The organism is Rhodoferax sp. TH121, from assembly GCF_002251855.1.
Classification (GTDB): domain Bacteria; phylum Pseudomonadota; class Gammaproteobacteria; order Burkholderiales; family Burkholderiaceae_C; genus Allorhodoferax.
Genome location: NZ_NOXW01000019.1, coordinates 179,249 through 194,616, shown reverse-complemented (window position 1 = coordinate 194,616; position 15,368 = coordinate 179,249). Strand labels below are relative to the sequence as shown.

General features: G+C 62.9%; 18 protein-coding genes. 11 read left to right on the top strand and 7 right to left on the bottom strand.

Translation table 11 applies throughout. The features are described from left to right. Nucleotides 1-3: 3 nt before the first annotated feature. Both CHU94_RS05120 and CHU94_RS05115 read right to left on the bottom strand, forming a co-directional pair. Nucleotides 4-1,344 carry a pitrilysin family protein gene (locus CHU94_RS05120; RefSeq protein ID WP_094477441.1) on the bottom strand — a complete coding sequence of 447 codons (1,341 nt, stop codon included), beginning with the start codon at nt 1,342-1,344 and terminating at the stop codon, nt 4-6. A 14-nt stretch (nt 1,345-1,358) separates the two neighbouring features. Further along, nucleotides 1,359-2,795 carry a pitrilysin family protein gene (locus CHU94_RS05115; protein WP_094477439.1) on the bottom strand — a complete coding sequence of 479 codons (1,437 nt, stop codon included), beginning with the start codon at nt 2,793-2,795 and terminating at the stop codon, nt 1,359-1,361. A 29-nt stretch (nt 2,796-2,824) separates the two neighbouring features. Here CHU94_RS05115 and ftsY point away from each other — a divergent pair, with 29 nt between their 5' ends. The 4 genes from ftsY to CHU94_RS05095 all read left to right on the top strand — a co-directional run bounded on the left by ftsY (nt 2,825) and on the right by CHU94_RS05095 (nt 7,854). Next, nucleotides 2,825-3,937, top strand: a complete 1,113-nt coding sequence (ftsY, locus tag CHU94_RS05110) for a signal recognition particle-docking protein FtsY (protein WP_094477437.1) — start codon at nt 2,825-2,827, stop codon at nt 3,935-3,937. Between the two features lie 61 nt (nt 3,938-3,998). Next, on the top strand, nt 3,999-5,198 hold the full coding sequence (locus CHU94_RS05105) for an ABC transporter substrate-binding protein (protein WP_094477435.1): 1,200 nt from the start codon (nt 3,999-4,001) through the stop codon (nt 5,196-5,198). Between the two features lie 15 nt (nt 5,199-5,213). Continuing rightward, on the top strand, nt 5,214-6,671 hold the full coding sequence (locus CHU94_RS05100; protein ID WP_141211387.1) for a cache domain-containing protein: 1,458 nt from the start codon (nt 5,214-5,216) through the stop codon (nt 6,669-6,671). Between the two features lie 73 nt (nt 6,672-6,744). Then, the gene (locus CHU94_RS05095; RefSeq protein WP_094477431.1) at nt 6,745-7,854 is read left to right on the top strand and encodes an SMP-30/gluconolactonase/LRE family protein; all 1,110 of its coding nucleotides are present in this window, start codon (nt 6,745-6,747) and stop codon (nt 7,852-7,854) included. A gap of 6 nt (nt 7,855-7,860) precedes the next feature. Here the strand turns inward: CHU94_RS05095 and CHU94_RS05090 are convergent, their stop codons facing one another. Continuing rightward, a complete protein-coding gene (locus tag CHU94_RS05090; protein ID WP_094477429.1) occupies nt 7,861-8,745 on the bottom strand; it encodes an EamA family transporter in 885 nt (294 codons plus the stop codon). 69 nt (nt 8,746-8,814) lie between these two features. Here CHU94_RS05090 and CHU94_RS05085 point away from each other — a divergent pair, with 69 nt between their 5' ends. Further along, the gene (locus tag CHU94_RS05085) at nt 8,815-9,486 is read left to right on the top strand and encodes an alpha/beta hydrolase (RefSeq protein ID WP_094477427.1); all 672 of its coding nucleotides are present in this window, start codon (nt 8,815-8,817) and stop codon (nt 9,484-9,486) included. Beyond that, nucleotides 9,486-10,748, top strand: coding sequence for an Hsp70 family protein (locus CHU94_RS05080; protein ID WP_094477425.1), 1,263 nt, complete (start codon nt 9,486-9,488; stop codon nt 10,746-10,748). The genes CHU94_RS05085 and CHU94_RS05080 overlap by 1 nt, the downstream gene beginning before the upstream one ends. Before the next feature lie 75 nt (nt 10,749-10,823). On the opposite strand, the gene CHU94_RS05075 is transcribed toward CHU94_RS05080, so the two are convergent. Continuing rightward, nucleotides 10,824-11,417 carry an NUDIX hydrolase gene (locus CHU94_RS05075; protein ID WP_094477423.1) on the bottom strand — a complete coding sequence of 198 codons (594 nt, stop codon included), beginning with the start codon at nt 11,415-11,417 and terminating at the stop codon, nt 10,824-10,826. Then, nucleotides 11,407-11,643, bottom strand: a complete 237-nt coding sequence (locus tag CHU94_RS05070) for a DUF2835 domain-containing protein (RefSeq protein WP_094477421.1) — start codon at nt 11,641-11,643, stop codon at nt 11,407-11,409. Before CHU94_RS05070 ends, CHU94_RS05075 begins: the two co-directional genes overlap by 11 nt. 84 nt (nt 11,644-11,727) lie before the next feature. Between CHU94_RS05070 and CHU94_RS05065 the strand changes: the two genes are divergently transcribed. Together CHU94_RS05065 and map are read left to right on the top strand one after the other, a co-directional pair. Then, nucleotides 11,728-11,991, top strand: a complete 264-nt coding sequence (locus CHU94_RS05065; protein ID WP_094477419.1) for a ParD-like family protein — start codon at nt 11,728-11,730, stop codon at nt 11,989-11,991. Next, nucleotides 11,991-12,782: a type I methionyl aminopeptidase gene (map, locus tag CHU94_RS05060; RefSeq protein ID WP_094477417.1), complete on the top strand. Its 792-nt coding sequence runs from the start codon at nt 11,991-11,993 to the stop codon at nt 12,780-12,782. Before CHU94_RS05065 ends, map begins: the two co-directional genes overlap by 1 nt. 9 nt (nt 12,783-12,791) lie before the next feature. Here map and CHU94_RS05055 read toward each other — a convergent pair whose 3' ends face one another. Next, on the bottom strand, nt 12,792-13,523 hold the full coding sequence (locus CHU94_RS05055) for a hypothetical protein (protein WP_094477415.1): 732 nt from the start codon (nt 13,521-13,523) through the stop codon (nt 12,792-12,794). Nucleotides 13,524-13,625: 102 nt separating this feature from the next. On the opposite strand from CHU94_RS05055, the gene CHU94_RS05050 reads away from it, so the two are divergent. Beyond that, the gene (locus CHU94_RS05050) at nt 13,626-13,967 is read left to right on the top strand and encodes a hypothetical protein (protein ID WP_094477413.1); all 342 of its coding nucleotides are present in this window, start codon (nt 13,626-13,628) and stop codon (nt 13,965-13,967) included. Between the two features lie 72 nt (nt 13,968-14,039). On the opposite strand, the gene CHU94_RS05045 is transcribed toward CHU94_RS05050, so the two are convergent. Next, complete coding sequence (locus CHU94_RS05045; RefSeq protein ID WP_094477411.1) at nt 14,040-14,249, bottom strand: hypothetical protein; 210 nt, start codon at nt 14,247-14,249, stop codon at nt 14,040-14,042. A gap of 127 nt (nt 14,250-14,376) precedes the next feature. Between CHU94_RS05045 and CHU94_RS18995 the strand changes: the two genes are divergently transcribed. Then, nucleotides 14,377-14,565 (top strand): hypothetical protein, encoded by a 189-nt coding sequence (locus tag CHU94_RS18995; RefSeq protein ID WP_141211386.1) that lies wholly within the window; start codon nt 14,377-14,379, stop codon nt 14,563-14,565. Between the two features lie 221 nt (nt 14,566-14,786). Beyond that, complete coding sequence (locus CHU94_RS18990; protein WP_141211385.1) at nt 14,787-15,047, top strand: hypothetical protein; 261 nt, start codon at nt 14,787-14,789, stop codon at nt 15,045-15,047. Nucleotides 15,048-15,368 lie beyond the last annotated feature (321 nt).

Genomic DNA, 15,368 nt, shown 5'->3' with positions numbered 1-15,368 from the left:
CGCTCAGGGCGCGCCAAGCACCACCGTGGCAATGCTCTGCGGCTGGAGCACGCGGGCAAAGGCGGTGCGCACATCGGTCACACGGACCGCCTCCACGCGCTGGGTCCAGCGGTCCAAATAATCGAGCGGCAGACCATTCCAGGCGATGTTGGCCACGTTGTCCAGCAGTTTCTTGTTGCTGTCCAGGCGCAGCGCAAAGCCCCCCACCAGGTTGTCTTTGGCCGCCTGCAGTTCTTTCTCGGTCGGGCCCTGGTCCACAAACTTGGCCAGCACTTCGCGCACCAGGCCCAGCGCCTGGTCGGCCTGGTCCGGCCGGGTCTGCAGGCCGATAGTGAAGGCGCCCGCATGCAAGCCGGGCGAAAAGCTGCTGTAGACGCTGTAGGTCAGGCCACGCTTCTCGCGCACCTCTTCGGTCAGGCGTGCGGTGAAACCGCCGCCGCCCAGGATGTGGTTGCCCACCAGCAAGGCGAAGAAGTCAGGGTCGTTGCGCTTGTAGCCAGGCTGACCCAACAACACCTGGGCCTGGGCCGATGCGAAGGGGATGCGCTGCTCCGAGGCGGCCGTCAGTGGCTGCACCTCAGGCACCACCGGCTGCGCTGTGCACGCGGTCTTGGGCAGGCGGGCCAGCAGGCGCGTGACTAGCGCATCGGCTTGGGCACGGGTCAGCGCCCCCACGATGCTCACACGGGCGTCGCAGGCCCGCAACGCCGTGGCGTGCAGTGTGCGCAGGTCTTGCACGCTGGTGCGCAGCAGACTTTCTTCCGTCATTTCCCAACCGTAGGGGTGGCTGCCATACACCGCACGGCTGAGAGCGCGTGCTGCCAGCGTGGCCGGGCGGGTGTTGGCCTCCTTGAGGCTGGCCATCAGCTTGGGCCGATCGCGCAACCAAGGGGCTTCAGGGAAGGATGGCTCGCCCAGCTGGCGCGCAGCCAGCACCACGGCCTTGTCCAGCAGGTCCGGGTAGGTCAGGCTGCGCAGGGCAAAGCTCATGCGGTCAGCGCTTGCACCGCCCCCAAACGAGGCTCCCAGGTCGGCCCAAGCCTCGCTGAGCTGGTGCTCGTCCAGCGCAGGTTCGGTGGCCGTGGCCCGTACGCCGTTGGACGTGCTGGAGGCCATCAGGTTGGCCAGCCCCGGCTTGTCGGCCGGGTCGCGGCGCCCTCCGGCGTCCAAGTCAATTTGCAGGTCCACCATGGGAATCGCCGGGCTCTCCACCAGGTAGACACGCACCCCGCTGGGCTGCGTCCAGTGCTGGATAGGAATGCCCGCCCATGCAAAACTAGTGCAAAAAAGGGCTGCAACCCCCGTGATAACTGCGCGAACAGCTATGAATTTAATAGTAATCATGGCGATACGTCAGCTTAGTGGCGTGCACCGGCCAGCGACTGGCGGGGTTTGCGGGTCTTGTCCACGGGCTGGGGCAAGAGCGTGGCCACGGTGAGGGCATCGTCGCCAAAGTACTTGGCCGCCACGGCCTGCACCTGGGCGGCAGTGACAGTGCGCAGGCGCTCCAGCAGGCGCTGGTCACTGCCCAAGGGGTAGCCGTTGATCCAGCCCACCCCTAGAGCACGGGCCTGGTTGAATACGCTGTCTTGCCGGTACACCTCGCCCGCCACCCATTGGTTTTTCACCCGGTTCAGCTCGGCCGGGGTCACCCCGTCTTTTGCCACCCGCGCGACCTGGGCGCGCAGGGCTTGTTCCACGTCGGCAGCAGTTTTACCGGCAGCGGGCACGCCGTAGAGTGTGAAGAGCTGCGGGCCGCGAGCAGTGAGGCTGTAGTACGCCCCGACGTTGTCAGCCACAGGGTTGGCGTCCAGCGTGAGCGTGCGCGGCAGGCGTGCACCGTCAAAGCCGCTGAGCACAGCGGACAGGACCGTCAGGGCCAGGCTGTCATCGGCCGCAGGCCCAGCTTCGGCGAGGGCGGCGGGGGTTAGGCCCGGCGCCTTGAAGGCCAGCGCCACATAGGCCTGTTCGGCCGGGGCTTTGAAGTCCATGCGGCGCAGCCCCTCTTGCGCGGGCTCCTCGCGCGGCTTGCGGCTTGGCACGGCGCGGGTGGACAGGCTGCCGTAGTAACGTTCGGCCAAGGCGCGCACCTGGTCCACGTCCACATCACCGGCCACCACCACGGCCGCATTGGCTGGGGTGTACCAGCGCTGGTAGAAGTCGCGCGCGTCTTGCGCAGTCAGCGCGTCCAAGTCACTCATCCAACCCACAATGGGGCGGCGGTAAGGGTGGGCCAGGTAGATCTGGGCCGACATGGCCTCGTGCAGACGAGCGTGGGGGTTGTCATCGGTGCGCATGCGGCGCTCTTCCTTCACCACCTCCAGCTCCTTGGCAAACACCGCGTCGCTCCACTGATTGTTGGCAAAACGGTCCGCCTCCAGGCGCATTACGTCTTCCAGCTTCGCCGACGGGATCTGCTGGTAGTAGCCCGTGTAGTCCTTGCTGGTGAAGGCATTTTCACGCCCGCCCAGCGCCGCCACCTGGCGCGAAAAATCCCCAGCCTTTACGGTAGGCGTGCCCTTGAACATCATGTGCTCCAGCACGTGGGCCACACCACTAGTGCCATCCACCTCGTCCATGGAACCCACGCGCACCCACAGCATGTGCACCGCCGTGGGGGCGCGCCGGTCAGGTTTGACGATAAGCGCCATGCCGTTTTTCAGCGTGAACTGCTGGGCCTCAGCGGGCGTAGCAGCGTGGGCGCGGTGGATGAGCGTGAGGGCGAGAAGCGCGAGCGCCAAGGGCAAACTGCAGGCAGCCACGCGCCGCCCCAGCCTGTGGAATGGGTGTTTCATAGAATGCTGTGATTCTAAGAACGCCCCACATGTTCAGTTTTTTCAAGAAAAAGTTCTCCTCCGCCCCTGCACCCGCCACGACCGAGGTGCCCAGCGCCCCTGCGGTCCAGGCGCCAGCCGCAGCGCCCACCGTAGCAGAAGTGCCGCTTCCCCCGCCTGCAGCCCCTCTGCCGACCAGCTCCCTGATTGGTAGCGCGCTGGTGGCGCCCATCGCCATCCCCGAGCCCAGCGCCACCCCGCCCGAGCGGCAAAAATGGCTGGACAAACTCAAGGCCGGCTTGGGCAAGACTGCCAGCAGCATCTCGGGCGTGTTTGGTGGCAGCCAGATTGACGAGGCGCTGTACGAAGACCTGGAAGGCGCTTTGCTCATGGCCGATGCCGGCGTGGCCGCTACCGAACACCTGACCAGCGCCCTGCGCAAAAAGGTCAAAGCCAGTGGCGTCACCCACCCCACCGCGCTCAAGAACATCCTGATCGCCGAACTAACCGAACTGCTGCACCCCCTGCAAAAGCCGCTGGTGATTGGCCAGCACACGCCCACCGTCATCATGGTGGCGGGCGTCAACGGCGCGGGCAAGACCACCAGCATTGGCAAGCTCACCAAACACCTGGCCGACAGCAATGCCAGCGTGCTGCTGGCGGCGGCCGATACCTTCCGCGCCGCAGCGCGTGAGCAGCTCACCGTCTGGGCCGACCGCAATACGGTGGAGATCGTCAGCCAGGAAGGCGGCGACCCCGCAGCCGTGAGTTACGACTCGGTGACCGCCGGCAAGGCACGCGGCAAGGACGTAGTACTCATTGACACCGCAGGCCGCCTGCCCACGCAGTTGCACCTGATGGAAGAGCTGAAGAAAATCAAACGTGTGATTGGCAAGGCCGAGAGCACGGCCCCGCACGAAGTGCTTTTGGTCATTGACGGGAACACCGGGCAAAACGCTGTGGCCCAAGTCAAGGCCTTTGACGACGCGCTGGGCCTTACCGGTCTCATCGTCACCAAGCTGGACGGCACCGCCAAGGGCGGCGTGCTGGCCGCCATTGCGCGCGAACGGCCAATTCCCGTGTACTTCATCGGTGTCGGCGAAAAACTCGACGAGCTGGAAACCTTCAATGCCCGCGAGTTTGCGCAGGCACTGCTCGCCTAGGCCTGCGTGTAAGAAATACGTACCACGCTCGACCAACCCCATTCACTACTCTGCCCGCACCATGACACCAGCTCTTTCTCGCCGCCAAGTTCTCGCCCTATCGGGTGCCGCATTTGCCACGCCTGCCTTTGCCCAAAACACACCGGCTTGGAGCGCCATCGAGACCAAGGCCAAAGGCCAGACGGTGTATTTCAACGCCTGGGGTGGTGCAGAGAACATCAACGCTTACATCCGGTGGGCCGCGACCGAAGTGGAAAAGCGCTTTGGCGTGAAGGTGGAACATGTCAAGGTGACCGACACCGCCGATGTGGTGAAACGGGTGCGCAGCGAAAAGGCAGCGGGCAAGATGGCCGGTACGGTGGACCTGGTGTGGATCAATGGCGAGAACTTCTTGAGCATGAAGCGCGAAGGCCTTTTGTTTGGCCCCTTTGCTGAGCGCCTGCCCGCCTATGCCAAGGTGGACGTGCAAGGTAAGCCCACGACACGCATGGACTTCTCGGAGCCTGTGGACGGCATGGAAGCCCCTTGGGGCATGGCCCAACTCACCTTCATGGCGGACCGCAAGCGCACCCCTAAGCCCCCCAGAAGCCTGGCCGAGCTGCAAGCCTTCGCCAAAGCCAACCCGGGCCGCGTGACCTACCCACGCCCCCCCAACTTTCATGGCACTACCTTCCTGAAACAGCTGCTGCTGGACAGCAGCGAGTACCGCAGCGCCTTTTACAAACCCGTGGTCATGGAGTCGTTTGCCAAAGCGACGGCCCCCCTGTGGGCCACACTGGACCAGCTGCACCCCCACCTGTGGCGGGCAGGCAAGCAGTTTCCACAAAACGCCGAAGCCATGCGCCAAATGCTGGCCGATGGCGAGCTGCACCTGGCATTGACCTTCAACCCCAACGATGCGGCCAACGAAATTGCTGCGAATCGCCTTGCCGATAGCGTGATTAGCTACCAATTTGATAGCGGAACAATTGGCAACACCCACTTTGTGGCGATTCCGGTCAACGCCTCGGCGCCCGAGGGTGCGCAGGTGTTTGCCAATTTCTTGCTCAGCGCCGAAGCCCAGGCCCGCAAGGCAGACATTGCCATCTGGGGTGACCCTACCGTGCTGGCATTGGACAAACTGAGCCCCCCGGAACGCGCGCGATTTGCCGCCAAGCCCTTGCCAGGCCAGGTAGAGAAGAGTGCACCGGCTATTCCCGAACCGCACGGCAGCTGGGTGGATCCGTTGGAGAAGGAATGGACCCGGCGCTACGGCGCTTAGTCCACAATGGCGGGCATGTCTGACACTGTCCCGCACACCGAAGCGCCGGCCCCGTCGGCACGACATATCCAGCGCCAACACACCGCCGCCTTGGCGACCGTGATGGCGGTTTTCACCATTGCCCTGCTGGCCTACGGCTGGAGCGTGTACGCGCGCCAGCGTGCCGCCCTGTGGTGGAGCCTGAGCAGCCAGGGTGAGCAAATGCAGCTGGCTCTGAACGATACCCTGGATGTGGCGCGCAGCCATGTGGGCGGTATGCGCCTGTCCACCGAGCGCAACCTGCGCCAGCCCCTGCTCAGCGACAACAGCTTGGTCGACCGCCTGGAGCGGCGCAACCTGGCGCCGCTGCGTGACGCGCCTTGGGACCGACTGCCACAAGACCTGGTGAAAGACGTGGGCGCGGTGCACGTGGACCCCGGCGCTGATGCCACGGCTTACCGCCGTGGCGTAGAAGCCCCACTGGGCGCACTGGCCCAGGTGGCCGCGTCGCACAGCCAGCACCAGCGGCTGCAATGGAGCTACTTCTACGACGCACAAAAGCAATGGCGCTGGGTGTATCCGGCCCAATCGCGCGAGGAATTGATTACCGCCACCGGCCAGACCGAGATGGCTGCTGCCCTGGCCACGTTGTGGGATGCGGGGGGCACCCATCCTCTGGACGCCGCGGGTCCCACGCGCAACCCGCAAAAAGAACTGGTGTGGACTGGCGCCCACACCGACCCGATCAAGAAAACCGCTGTGGTGTCGGTGTTGGCACCGATCTACAACGCTGAGCGGTATGTGGGCCTGGTAGGTGCGGACCTGACGCTGGACGCCCTGAACGCCGTACTGCTGCAACGCGCCCTGCCCATGGGCCAGGCGTGGGTCGTTAATGGCCAAGGACAGGTGCTGGCCACGAGTGACACCAAAGCGCTACCCTTGCCTGCAGGCCCCTATACGCCGGAAGCGGGCTGGTTGCGCTTTGCCCTGCGCGGTACTGACTGGAGCCTGCTGGTGCATGCGCCTGGCAGCGTGGTGGCACGCAAAACGCTGATACAAATGGTGCCCATGTTGGCCACGGGTGTAACGGGCCTGCTGGCGCTGCTGGGGGCCTGCCTGTGGCTGAACCGGCGCTTCACCCAACCCGCCCTGCAACTGGCCGACTACGTGCAGCAAACCGAAGGCCCCACCATCAAACGGCCACCGCCCGTGCCGCCACTCTGGAAGCCTTGGTTTGACCGCGTCGCCCGCCTGGCCCTGCAACGTCGTGACCAGGTTATGGGAGCCCACCAGCGCACCACACAACTGGAAAACCAGGCCGCCCAGCACATGGTGGACATGCGCAATGCCGCCGCCGAACACGAAGCCCAGATGGCCACCCGCGCCGGCGAGCTACGTAGCGCCTACGCCCAACTGAGCGCCGCGCTGGCCGACGCGCAGGCTGCACAAGGCGCAGCCAAAAAATCAGCCCGCCCCAACCCCTTGCCTGAATAATGCGTCGCCCAGGCGGCAGACCGCCGGGCTTGGTGCGCGCACAATAAGCGCTCTTTGAGGGGAGAGACACGCCATGAAAAAAATAGCACTGTGTGTAATCACGCTGGTGGCCTTGGCCACCTCGTACCTGCTGGCCTGGCCCGTGCCCATTAACCCAGTGGTGTGGGAGGCGCCTGCTGCACCGGGCTACACCGGCGCCCATGCGGTCAACAGCAAGTTGGCGAATCTTCAAATCATCGACCTGAACGGTGAAGTGGGGCCCGAACACATCCAGTTCGGACCAGATGGCAAGCTCTACACCACCGTGCTCAGCGGCAACATCTTGCGCATGAACGCCGACGGCTCGGGCCAGGAAGTGTTTGCCAATACCGGAGGGCGCGTGCTGGGCTTTGACTTTGACGCACGGGGCAATCTGATTGCGGCTGATGCGATGAAGGGCCTGCTGTCGATTGCGCCCGATGCCAAGGTCACCGTACTCACCGACTGGGTGAATGCAGACCCCATCCGCTATGCCGATGCCGTGGTGGTTGCCAAGAATGGCAAGATGTATTTCAGCGATGCCTCCACCCGGTTTGCCCCCAAAGACTGGGGCGGCACTTTTGAGGCCAGCGTACTGGACATCCTGGAACAAGCCAGCACGGGCCGTATCCTCGAATACGACCCTGCGACCAAGGCCACGCGTGTGGTGGCCAGTGGCATCAGCTTTGCCAATGGCGTGGCGCTCAGCCAAGACGAACAGACCCTGTTTGTCAACGAAACCGGCAAGTACCGCGTGTGGAAGATTGCGGTGACCTCCAACCACCTGGACCTTAGCACCTTGGCCGCACAACCCAGTGCCCAGGCCCGCGTGTTGCTGGATAACCTGCCTGGCTACCCCGACAACCTGATGCGCGGCCTGGACGGCAAGATCTGGCTGGGCCTGGCCAAGCCCCGCAACCCCACCATCGACAAGCTGGCACAAAAGCCCTGGTTGCGCAGCCTGACGCTGCGCCTGCCACGCGCGCTCTGGCCCATCCCCAAGGCCTACGGCCATGTGATCGCCTTCACTGAAGATGGCAAAGTAGTGGCAGACCTGCAGGACCCCAGCGGCAGCTACCCCGAAACCACGGCCATCACCGAGACCCAAGACCGCCTCTATGTGCAGAGCCTGCACGCCCACGGGCTGGGCTGGTTGCCCAAGTAAATCGAATTACTGCACCAGCCCGGCAACGGCGGGCTGCGGTTCGCGCTTGGCAGTCACCGCGCTGCCGGCCGCGGCGCCTATGATGCACACAATCGCCCACCACTGCGGCGCGCTGAGTTGTTCATTCAACATCACGAGCCCCAGCAAGGCCGCCACCGCAGGCTCCATGCTGGTCATGATGCCGAAGGCCTCCTGAGGCAATCGTTTGAGGGCGACCATTTCGAGGGAAATGGGGATGGCGCTGGAAATGGCGGCCACCACCAGCCCGATCAGCAAAACCTGAGGCTCCAACAAGGCAGCGCCCGCGTGCCAGATGCCGAAGGGCACCACGGTGATGGCAGCGACCGTGAGGCCCAGCGCCACCGAATGCCCGGCATGCAAGTGGCCCAGGCGCTTGCCGAACACGATGTAGGCACCCCAGAACGCAGCCGCGGCCAATGCATACAGCACACCGGTCACGTCCAGCGCCTGTACAGGGCCGACCAATGGGAGCAGCAAACCCAGCCCTACGATAGCCAGAGCCAGCCACACAAAGTCCACCGGTTTGCGCGACGCATACAACGCCACCGCCAAAGGCCCGGAAAACTCTATGGCCACTGCAATACCAAACGGGATGGTGCGCAAGGACATATAGAACAACAGGTTCATCAGACCCAGCGCCACGCCATAGCGCAGCAAAGACATGCGATCCGCTGGCGCAAGGGCCCAGCGCCAGGGCCGCCAGATTAGCAAAAGCAACAGGGCCGAAAAACCCACGCGCAAGGCCGTGGTCCCCAAAGACCCGACGACAGGAAACAGCTGCTTGGCAATCGACGTGCCCAGCCCCAAGGCGGTGACAGAACCCAAAACCGCCAGCAAAGGCAGCACATGATGCAAACGGTGTGAAGACATGCCCCGACGATAACCGCTGCAACTCAGGTATAAACCCGTCTCCCCCAATCGACTACCCAATCCCGCGCCATGACTGCCCTGCTCTCTTGCATCGAACTCGAATCCGCCCCCAACCCCACGGCAGCTGTCATCTGGATGCACGGGCTGGGCGCCACCAGCGATGACTTTGCAGGCCTGGTGCCCGAGCTGGACCTGGAGGGCTGCCAGCCCATCCGCTTTGTGTTTCCCCAGGCGCCCAGCATCCCCATCACTATCAATGGCGGCTACGTGATGCCCGGCTGGTACGACCTGTATGGCATGGACCTGGTGAGTAAGCAGGATGCGGCCGGCATCCAGCGGTCTGAGGCGCAAATTCGCGCACTGGTAGACCGCGAAGTGGCACGCGGTATTCCGACGGAGCGCATCGTACTGGCGGGCTTCAGCCAAGGCTGCGCCATGGCACTGCACACCGCACTGCGCCTGCCCCACACAATTGCCGGCGTGATGGCCCTGTCCGGCTACCTGCCGCTGGCAGACCGCTTTGCCACCGAGCGCAACGTCGCTAATGCGAGCACCCCCATTTTCATGGCCCACGGCACCCAGGACCCGGTGGTCATCCTGAAGCGCGGTGAAGACTCGCGCGACGCCTTGGCCGCCATGGGCCACAAGGTCCAATGGCACACCTACCCCATGCCCCACAGCGTGCACCCGCGTGAAGTGGCAGATATTGCCGCCTTCCTCAAGCAAGTGTTGCCCGCGTAATGGGTACTGCGCGCCCCCTTGTGCTGGGCATTGACTTTGGCACCTCCAACTCTGCTTGTGCCCTGATTGATGCGCACGGCGCCCTGCAGGTCATACCGCTCAACGGTGCCAAGGCCGAGATGCCAACCGCCCTGTTTTTTGCCAGCGAAACGCACACCGTGCTGTACGGCGCCGAGGCCATGCAAGCCTATTTGAATGGCACCGAAGGGCGCTTGCTGCGCTCGCTCAAAAGCCTGCTGGGCAGCGGGCTGATGGACGAGTACACCGCCGTGGGCGACAAGAGCATTCGCTTCTTTGACATCGTGGTGCTGTTCTTCAAAGAGCTCAAGCGCCGCTGCGAAGCGCATGTAGGCCAGCCGCTGACGCATGCCATGCTGGGCCGCCCTGTGCACTTTGTGGATGACAATGCCGAGCGCGACCAGTTGGCCCAAGAAACCCTGGGTCGCGCGGCCACAGAGGCTGGCTTCACCCATATCGCCTACCAGCTCGAACCCATTGCCGCCGCGCTGGACTACGAGCAGCGCGTAGCGCAGGAGACCACAGCGCTGGTGGTGGACATTGGCGGCGGCACGTCCGACTTCACTGTCATCCGCCTCAACCCCGCGCGCGGCACGCAGGCCGACCGCAGCGCCGACATTCTGGCCACCACCGGCGTACACATCGGCGGCACCGACTTTGACCGCCTGCTGGACCTGGCCACCGTGATGCCGTTTCTCGGCTACAAGCACGTGGGCACCGGTGGGCGCATTGTGCCCAGCAGCGTGTTTTTTGACCTCAGCACCTGGCACCTGATCCACCAGGCCTACACGCGCAAAGCCATGCACTTTGCCAAGGAGCTGTGGACGGACTACACCGACCAGTCCCTGCACCGTCGCCTGATGGACGCGCTGGAAGAGCAGCACGGACACCGCATGCTGGCCAGTGTGGAAGCCGCCAAGATTGCCTGCTCCATCAGCGGCCAGAGCGCACCAGTGCAGCTGGATTTTCTGGACCGCAGCCTCAGCCCGGCCGTGGATGCGGCCGGCATGGAAGCAGCCCTGCACACCTCGATCGCACAAGTAGTGCAGTGCGCCCAAGACTGCGTGGCGGCTGCAGGCCTGAGCGCGGTGGACGCGGTGTACCTGACCGGTGGCTCATCCGCACTGCGCACCCTGATCGAGGCGCTGCGCCAAGCCATGCCAAATGCCACGCTGGTGGAAGGCAACCGCTTCGGTGGGGTGGCTGCGGGCCTGGCGTGGGCAGGTGCGGTACACGCGTATTGATTTGCTATGAATTCAGGAGCTTCTGGCGCACATTTCATGCCGCCCAGAAGCTGTTTTTGTGCATAAATCAATCTATTAGAGCGCAAGCTGCAGCTTGCTCACCAGCCTTTCAAAACGCGCACTGGGTAGCGACAACAAAGACGCACGCGCAACCCATCGCACTCCGCGCACTTCTTCCCACTGCGGGCTCAGGGGCGCTGTGGCATCGCCCGTGAACAGGTACAAAAAATCATGGTGCACATGCGCGTCCTCGCCTTTGGCCAGGTTGGCCGGGATTGCGTGGCTGTCGATGTCGATCAGCAACGCATCGCGCCCTGGGGCATGGGGCCCGCGTACATGAACACCCGTCTCTTCCGCCACCTCGCGGGCGGCAGACACATCCAAGCGGTCCAAACCCTCGTGGTGGCCACCGGGCTGCAACCAGCGGCGCAGGGTGCGGTGGTGGATGAGCAGCACCTTGTCAGCGGCCGCGTCGTAGACCAAGCCACTGGTGGTGATATGGCCTTGCATATGCCCCCTGGAGAACGGGTCTGCGGACGTATCGGCCAACAGGTCTGCAATGGCCTGCAAACCAGAGGCCTCCACCACAAAGCGATCCGCGTACTTTTGCAATTCAGCGCGCGCGTGGGCCCGGAGTTCGGCCGGGTTGGCCAGAGTTTCAGGAGGCATGCGTCGATGAATTCCGCTGCAGCTGTGCGCCCTTGCCACTATCGTCGCACGTCAAGACAAAGCTGCCGCGGATGCCACCACTGCTGACAAAGGGTACGAGCAACGTAGCAGGAAACTGGACCGTGCGTCCATCAGCGCAACGGGCTACGACATGGCGAACGTCGCCGCGGTAGTACGGCAGGTAGTCCTGGGCCGAGATGTGCAGACCGAATTCGAAACGAGGCATGAGCAGATGCTAGCGCCGATTGATCACCGCTGAAGAGAATACGAAATATATACAATACGCATATGTTTCATATAAAGACTTCTCATGGGTATTGTCAAAATTTCTGACCAGATGCACGAGAACTTGCGCGTGGCGGGCAGCGCGCTCTCTCGCTCCATCAACGCACAAGCCGAGCACTGGATGCGCGTGGGCATGCTGACCGAGATGTACCCCGAGCTCAACCATCGGGAGATCAGCCAGTTGCTGATTCGTGCCGAACTGGCTGGAGGTCTGGACATTGCCGGGGCGGTCGATGGCTTGGCGGGCAAGCCCCCCACTACAACACCTGCGGTGGCGGGCAAACATTGATGGTGCACGACGTCCCCCTCAAATCCGCTGCCGACATGGTCCCGTGCCGCCGGGCCGCACAGCTGGCCGCCGAGGTGCTGGCGATGATCGAACCCCATGTGGTGCCCGGCGTCAGCACCGAGGCGCTGGACCGCCTCTGCCACGACTACATCGTCAACGTGCAGGGCGCCATTCCCGCCAACCTCGGGTACATGGATTACCCCAAGACCATCCTCACCTCCGTCAACCACGTGGTGTGCCACGGCATACCGTCGGCCAAGCAGATTTTGAAAAAGGGCGACATCGTCAATATCGATGTGGCGGTCAACAAGGACGGCTGGTTTGGCGACACCAGCCGCATGTTTTTTGTCGGCGAGCCCAGCGCCCTGGCGCGCCGCCTGGTGGAAACCACGTACGAGGCCCTGCGTGCCGCCGTCCAGCAGGTGCGCCCCGGTGCCACGCTGGGCGATGTGGGCCACGCCATCCAGTCGGTGGCCCACCGCGAGCGCTTCAGCGTGGTGCGCGAATACTGCGGCCACGGCATTGGCACGATTTACCACGACGAACCGCAGGTGTTGCACTATGGCCAGCGCGGCCACGGCCTGGCGCTGGAGCCTGGCATGGTCTTCACCATCGAGCCCATGCTCAACGCTGGCGGCCGCAACACCCAAGAACTCGCCGACGGCTGGACCGTGGTGACCAAAGACCGGTCACTGTCTGCTCAGTGGGAGCACATGGTGGCAGTCACGGCAGAAGGTTATGAGGTGCTCACGGCCTGGCCAGGCGGCACTGGAGCCTACGCGCCCATTTGACGCAGAGGCCTAACGCTCGTAGGGCAACAACGCCTTGGCGGCCTCGATGCGGTCGCGCATCGCAACGCTCGGGTCATTCATCACCCGCACCAAGAATGCTTTGGCGCTCTGCGCTTGCATGTCGGCAACCGGGCCAAGCGGGGCAGCCAAAGTGACAGCAACGGCCGCCGCCGAAGATTCCTCCTTGTGGGGCACCGCATCCAGGCGCACCAACGCTTCCTGCCATTGGGGCGGTGTGATGGGAGAGATCCGCGACAGAATGTCCGCTTGCTGGTCTCGGTTGGGCGGAATGTCCAACCAAGGCTCTTCACCAAACACCGAGGCCAAATCGGCACTCACAAATGCGGACCAGTATCCCGTGTGGGCATCTACGGCAGGCACCGTGCGCGCAGGCGCAGCATTGCCTGCCGCCAGCGCTGCGTGGGAGGGGTACAGGCCCACGCGGCTGTCGGGGACGGCCGCGAGGTACTGCTGGCGCAGCGCTGCCAAAAAGTCCGCAGCCTCGCTGGACCGTACCGGCTGCGCCACCGAAAACCACAGCTGCAAACCATCGCGGCCCGAAATCGCGATGGCCGGCGCAGGCAACTCCAGTTCGCTCTGTACTGCGCGCCAAACGGTGGCCAAGACCGACCAGTCCCCAGGCCGTGCCAACTCCAGCACCATCGCCTTCACAGGGTCTGCAGGGAGATGTGTGTCCGGCGCCCCATAGAGGCGCGCAAATTCTGTGTTCAAACGGGTCATGGTGTGCGATAAAAAATGGAACGCGAGGACTGTGCGACAAGATTGGCGACAATACGGGCCTGGCTGGATCACTGGCCAGATTACAAAAGGAAAAACAATCCCATGGCAACTGCAAAAAAAGCGGCCCCCAAAGCCGCCGTCTCCTCCAAGAAAATCGCTTCTCCTGTGAAGGCAAAAAAGGCCGTCGTGTCCAAGGAAGCCAAGGCGATCGCCAAGCTGACCGAGAACATCGCCAAGCTGACTGAGCGCAAAAACAAGATCTCTGCCGAGATCAATGCCCTGCGTGACCAGCGCGCCGCCCTGAAGGCCACGCCTGCTGCTGCACCCGCAGCCCCGAAAGCCAAGGCTGCCGTCAAGCCCGCTGCCAAACCTGCAGCAAAGCCTGCGGCCAAACCAGCTGCGAAAGCGCCCGCCAAAAAAGCCAAGGCAGCCGCCAAGAAATAATCACCACGCGATTTTTCAAAAACAACAAGGGCCCCACGATGGGGCCCTTGTTGTTGGTGCGTCAGTTTGGTCTTAGCTGCACTTGGGGTCGCACACCGCTTGTGACTTGCCGATGAACTTGCGCGTCTTGAGTTCACTGCGGGGGCGATGCTTGCCGCACAGGAAACAGGACATGGTGGTGGCGCCCGGGCTGGATGAGGTCAGGAACGGAGATCCCCCGACCTTGGACTTGTATCGCAACCCGTCTTCCAGGATCTTGGTTTTATCTGCTGGCTTACTCATAACCCCGATTTTACGTCCTGGCTGGCCCGGATACTGCTTGCCCCCCCTGAAGCCAAACTGTCAGACACCCTTGGTAGTATGGGATTGACGTTTGAATCAAACCGAGAGGCTCCCCCTAATGCAAGCCATGTCTCCATCCGCCCGTGTGAACGCCACGCCTGAGAACAGCAGTCTGGACCACCGGGAAGCCGCCCGCTTTCGCTTCTGCTCCGGCCGCTGCCAGGGCGAACGCCCCCCGGAGGGCGGCGTGGAACTAGCACCCGGCCGCTGGCGCTGCAGCGTCTGCTGGATGGAGATAGCCCGAAAGCGGAGTTGAGGGTTTGGTGGCGTCGGGCACGCTAGTGACCGAAAGCAAAGTTCGGTAGTTTCAAACTGCGTGCTCGATAGCAAATATCTAGCATTGACACGCCAAGCCGGCAAGACGGACAGCCGTTATGCGGCGGAAGCCGTCATCCGGCGGTGTATGGCCCAGGCTGTAGGATTCAGATGAGTTTTATATACATTACTCGTTAAACCTCACTGAAACGACTATTCGACATGAAGCAAATCAAGGGCACCGGAATCCATAAAAACAGCGGCCTCAAAGCTGACTTCGCTGCAGAGTACCGCTTAGGTTTAGCAGGTGTTTCCTATTCCGGTGTGATTACGGTGGAGGGTTGTCCGCCGAGTCTCCAAGGTGGATTTATGAGTTGGAGTCGCCAAAGTATTCCGCCGGGGCGCGCAGTCGAACGTACCGTGCGTGAGTCAATCCAATTTCTTGATGTTGTTAAGCTTTTAGCTATGGGGAAGAGCAAGTGATGGTGAGGCTCAACCTGTCGGCGCGCGCGGACCAGCAATAACTGTTTGCCGCTACGCAACGTATGTCACTTGCCAGTTGCCTCCCGCGTCAATGACTGCTTCGGAGACCGGCGAAAGTCGGCAATCAGTCTGTAAACGCATTCGCGTAAGGAAGTAAGCAGACATCTGCTAAAGCCCGAAGCTGGATTTGGCTTCTTCCACGTCGTACCGAAAACAGCAGGCCTGCACTCAGCGGAAGCCTGGATGGTTGGATTCAGCAAGCAGCCCAAATTGCTATAAATTCAGGAGCTATTCGCGCATATTCCATGAGCCTACAGGCCG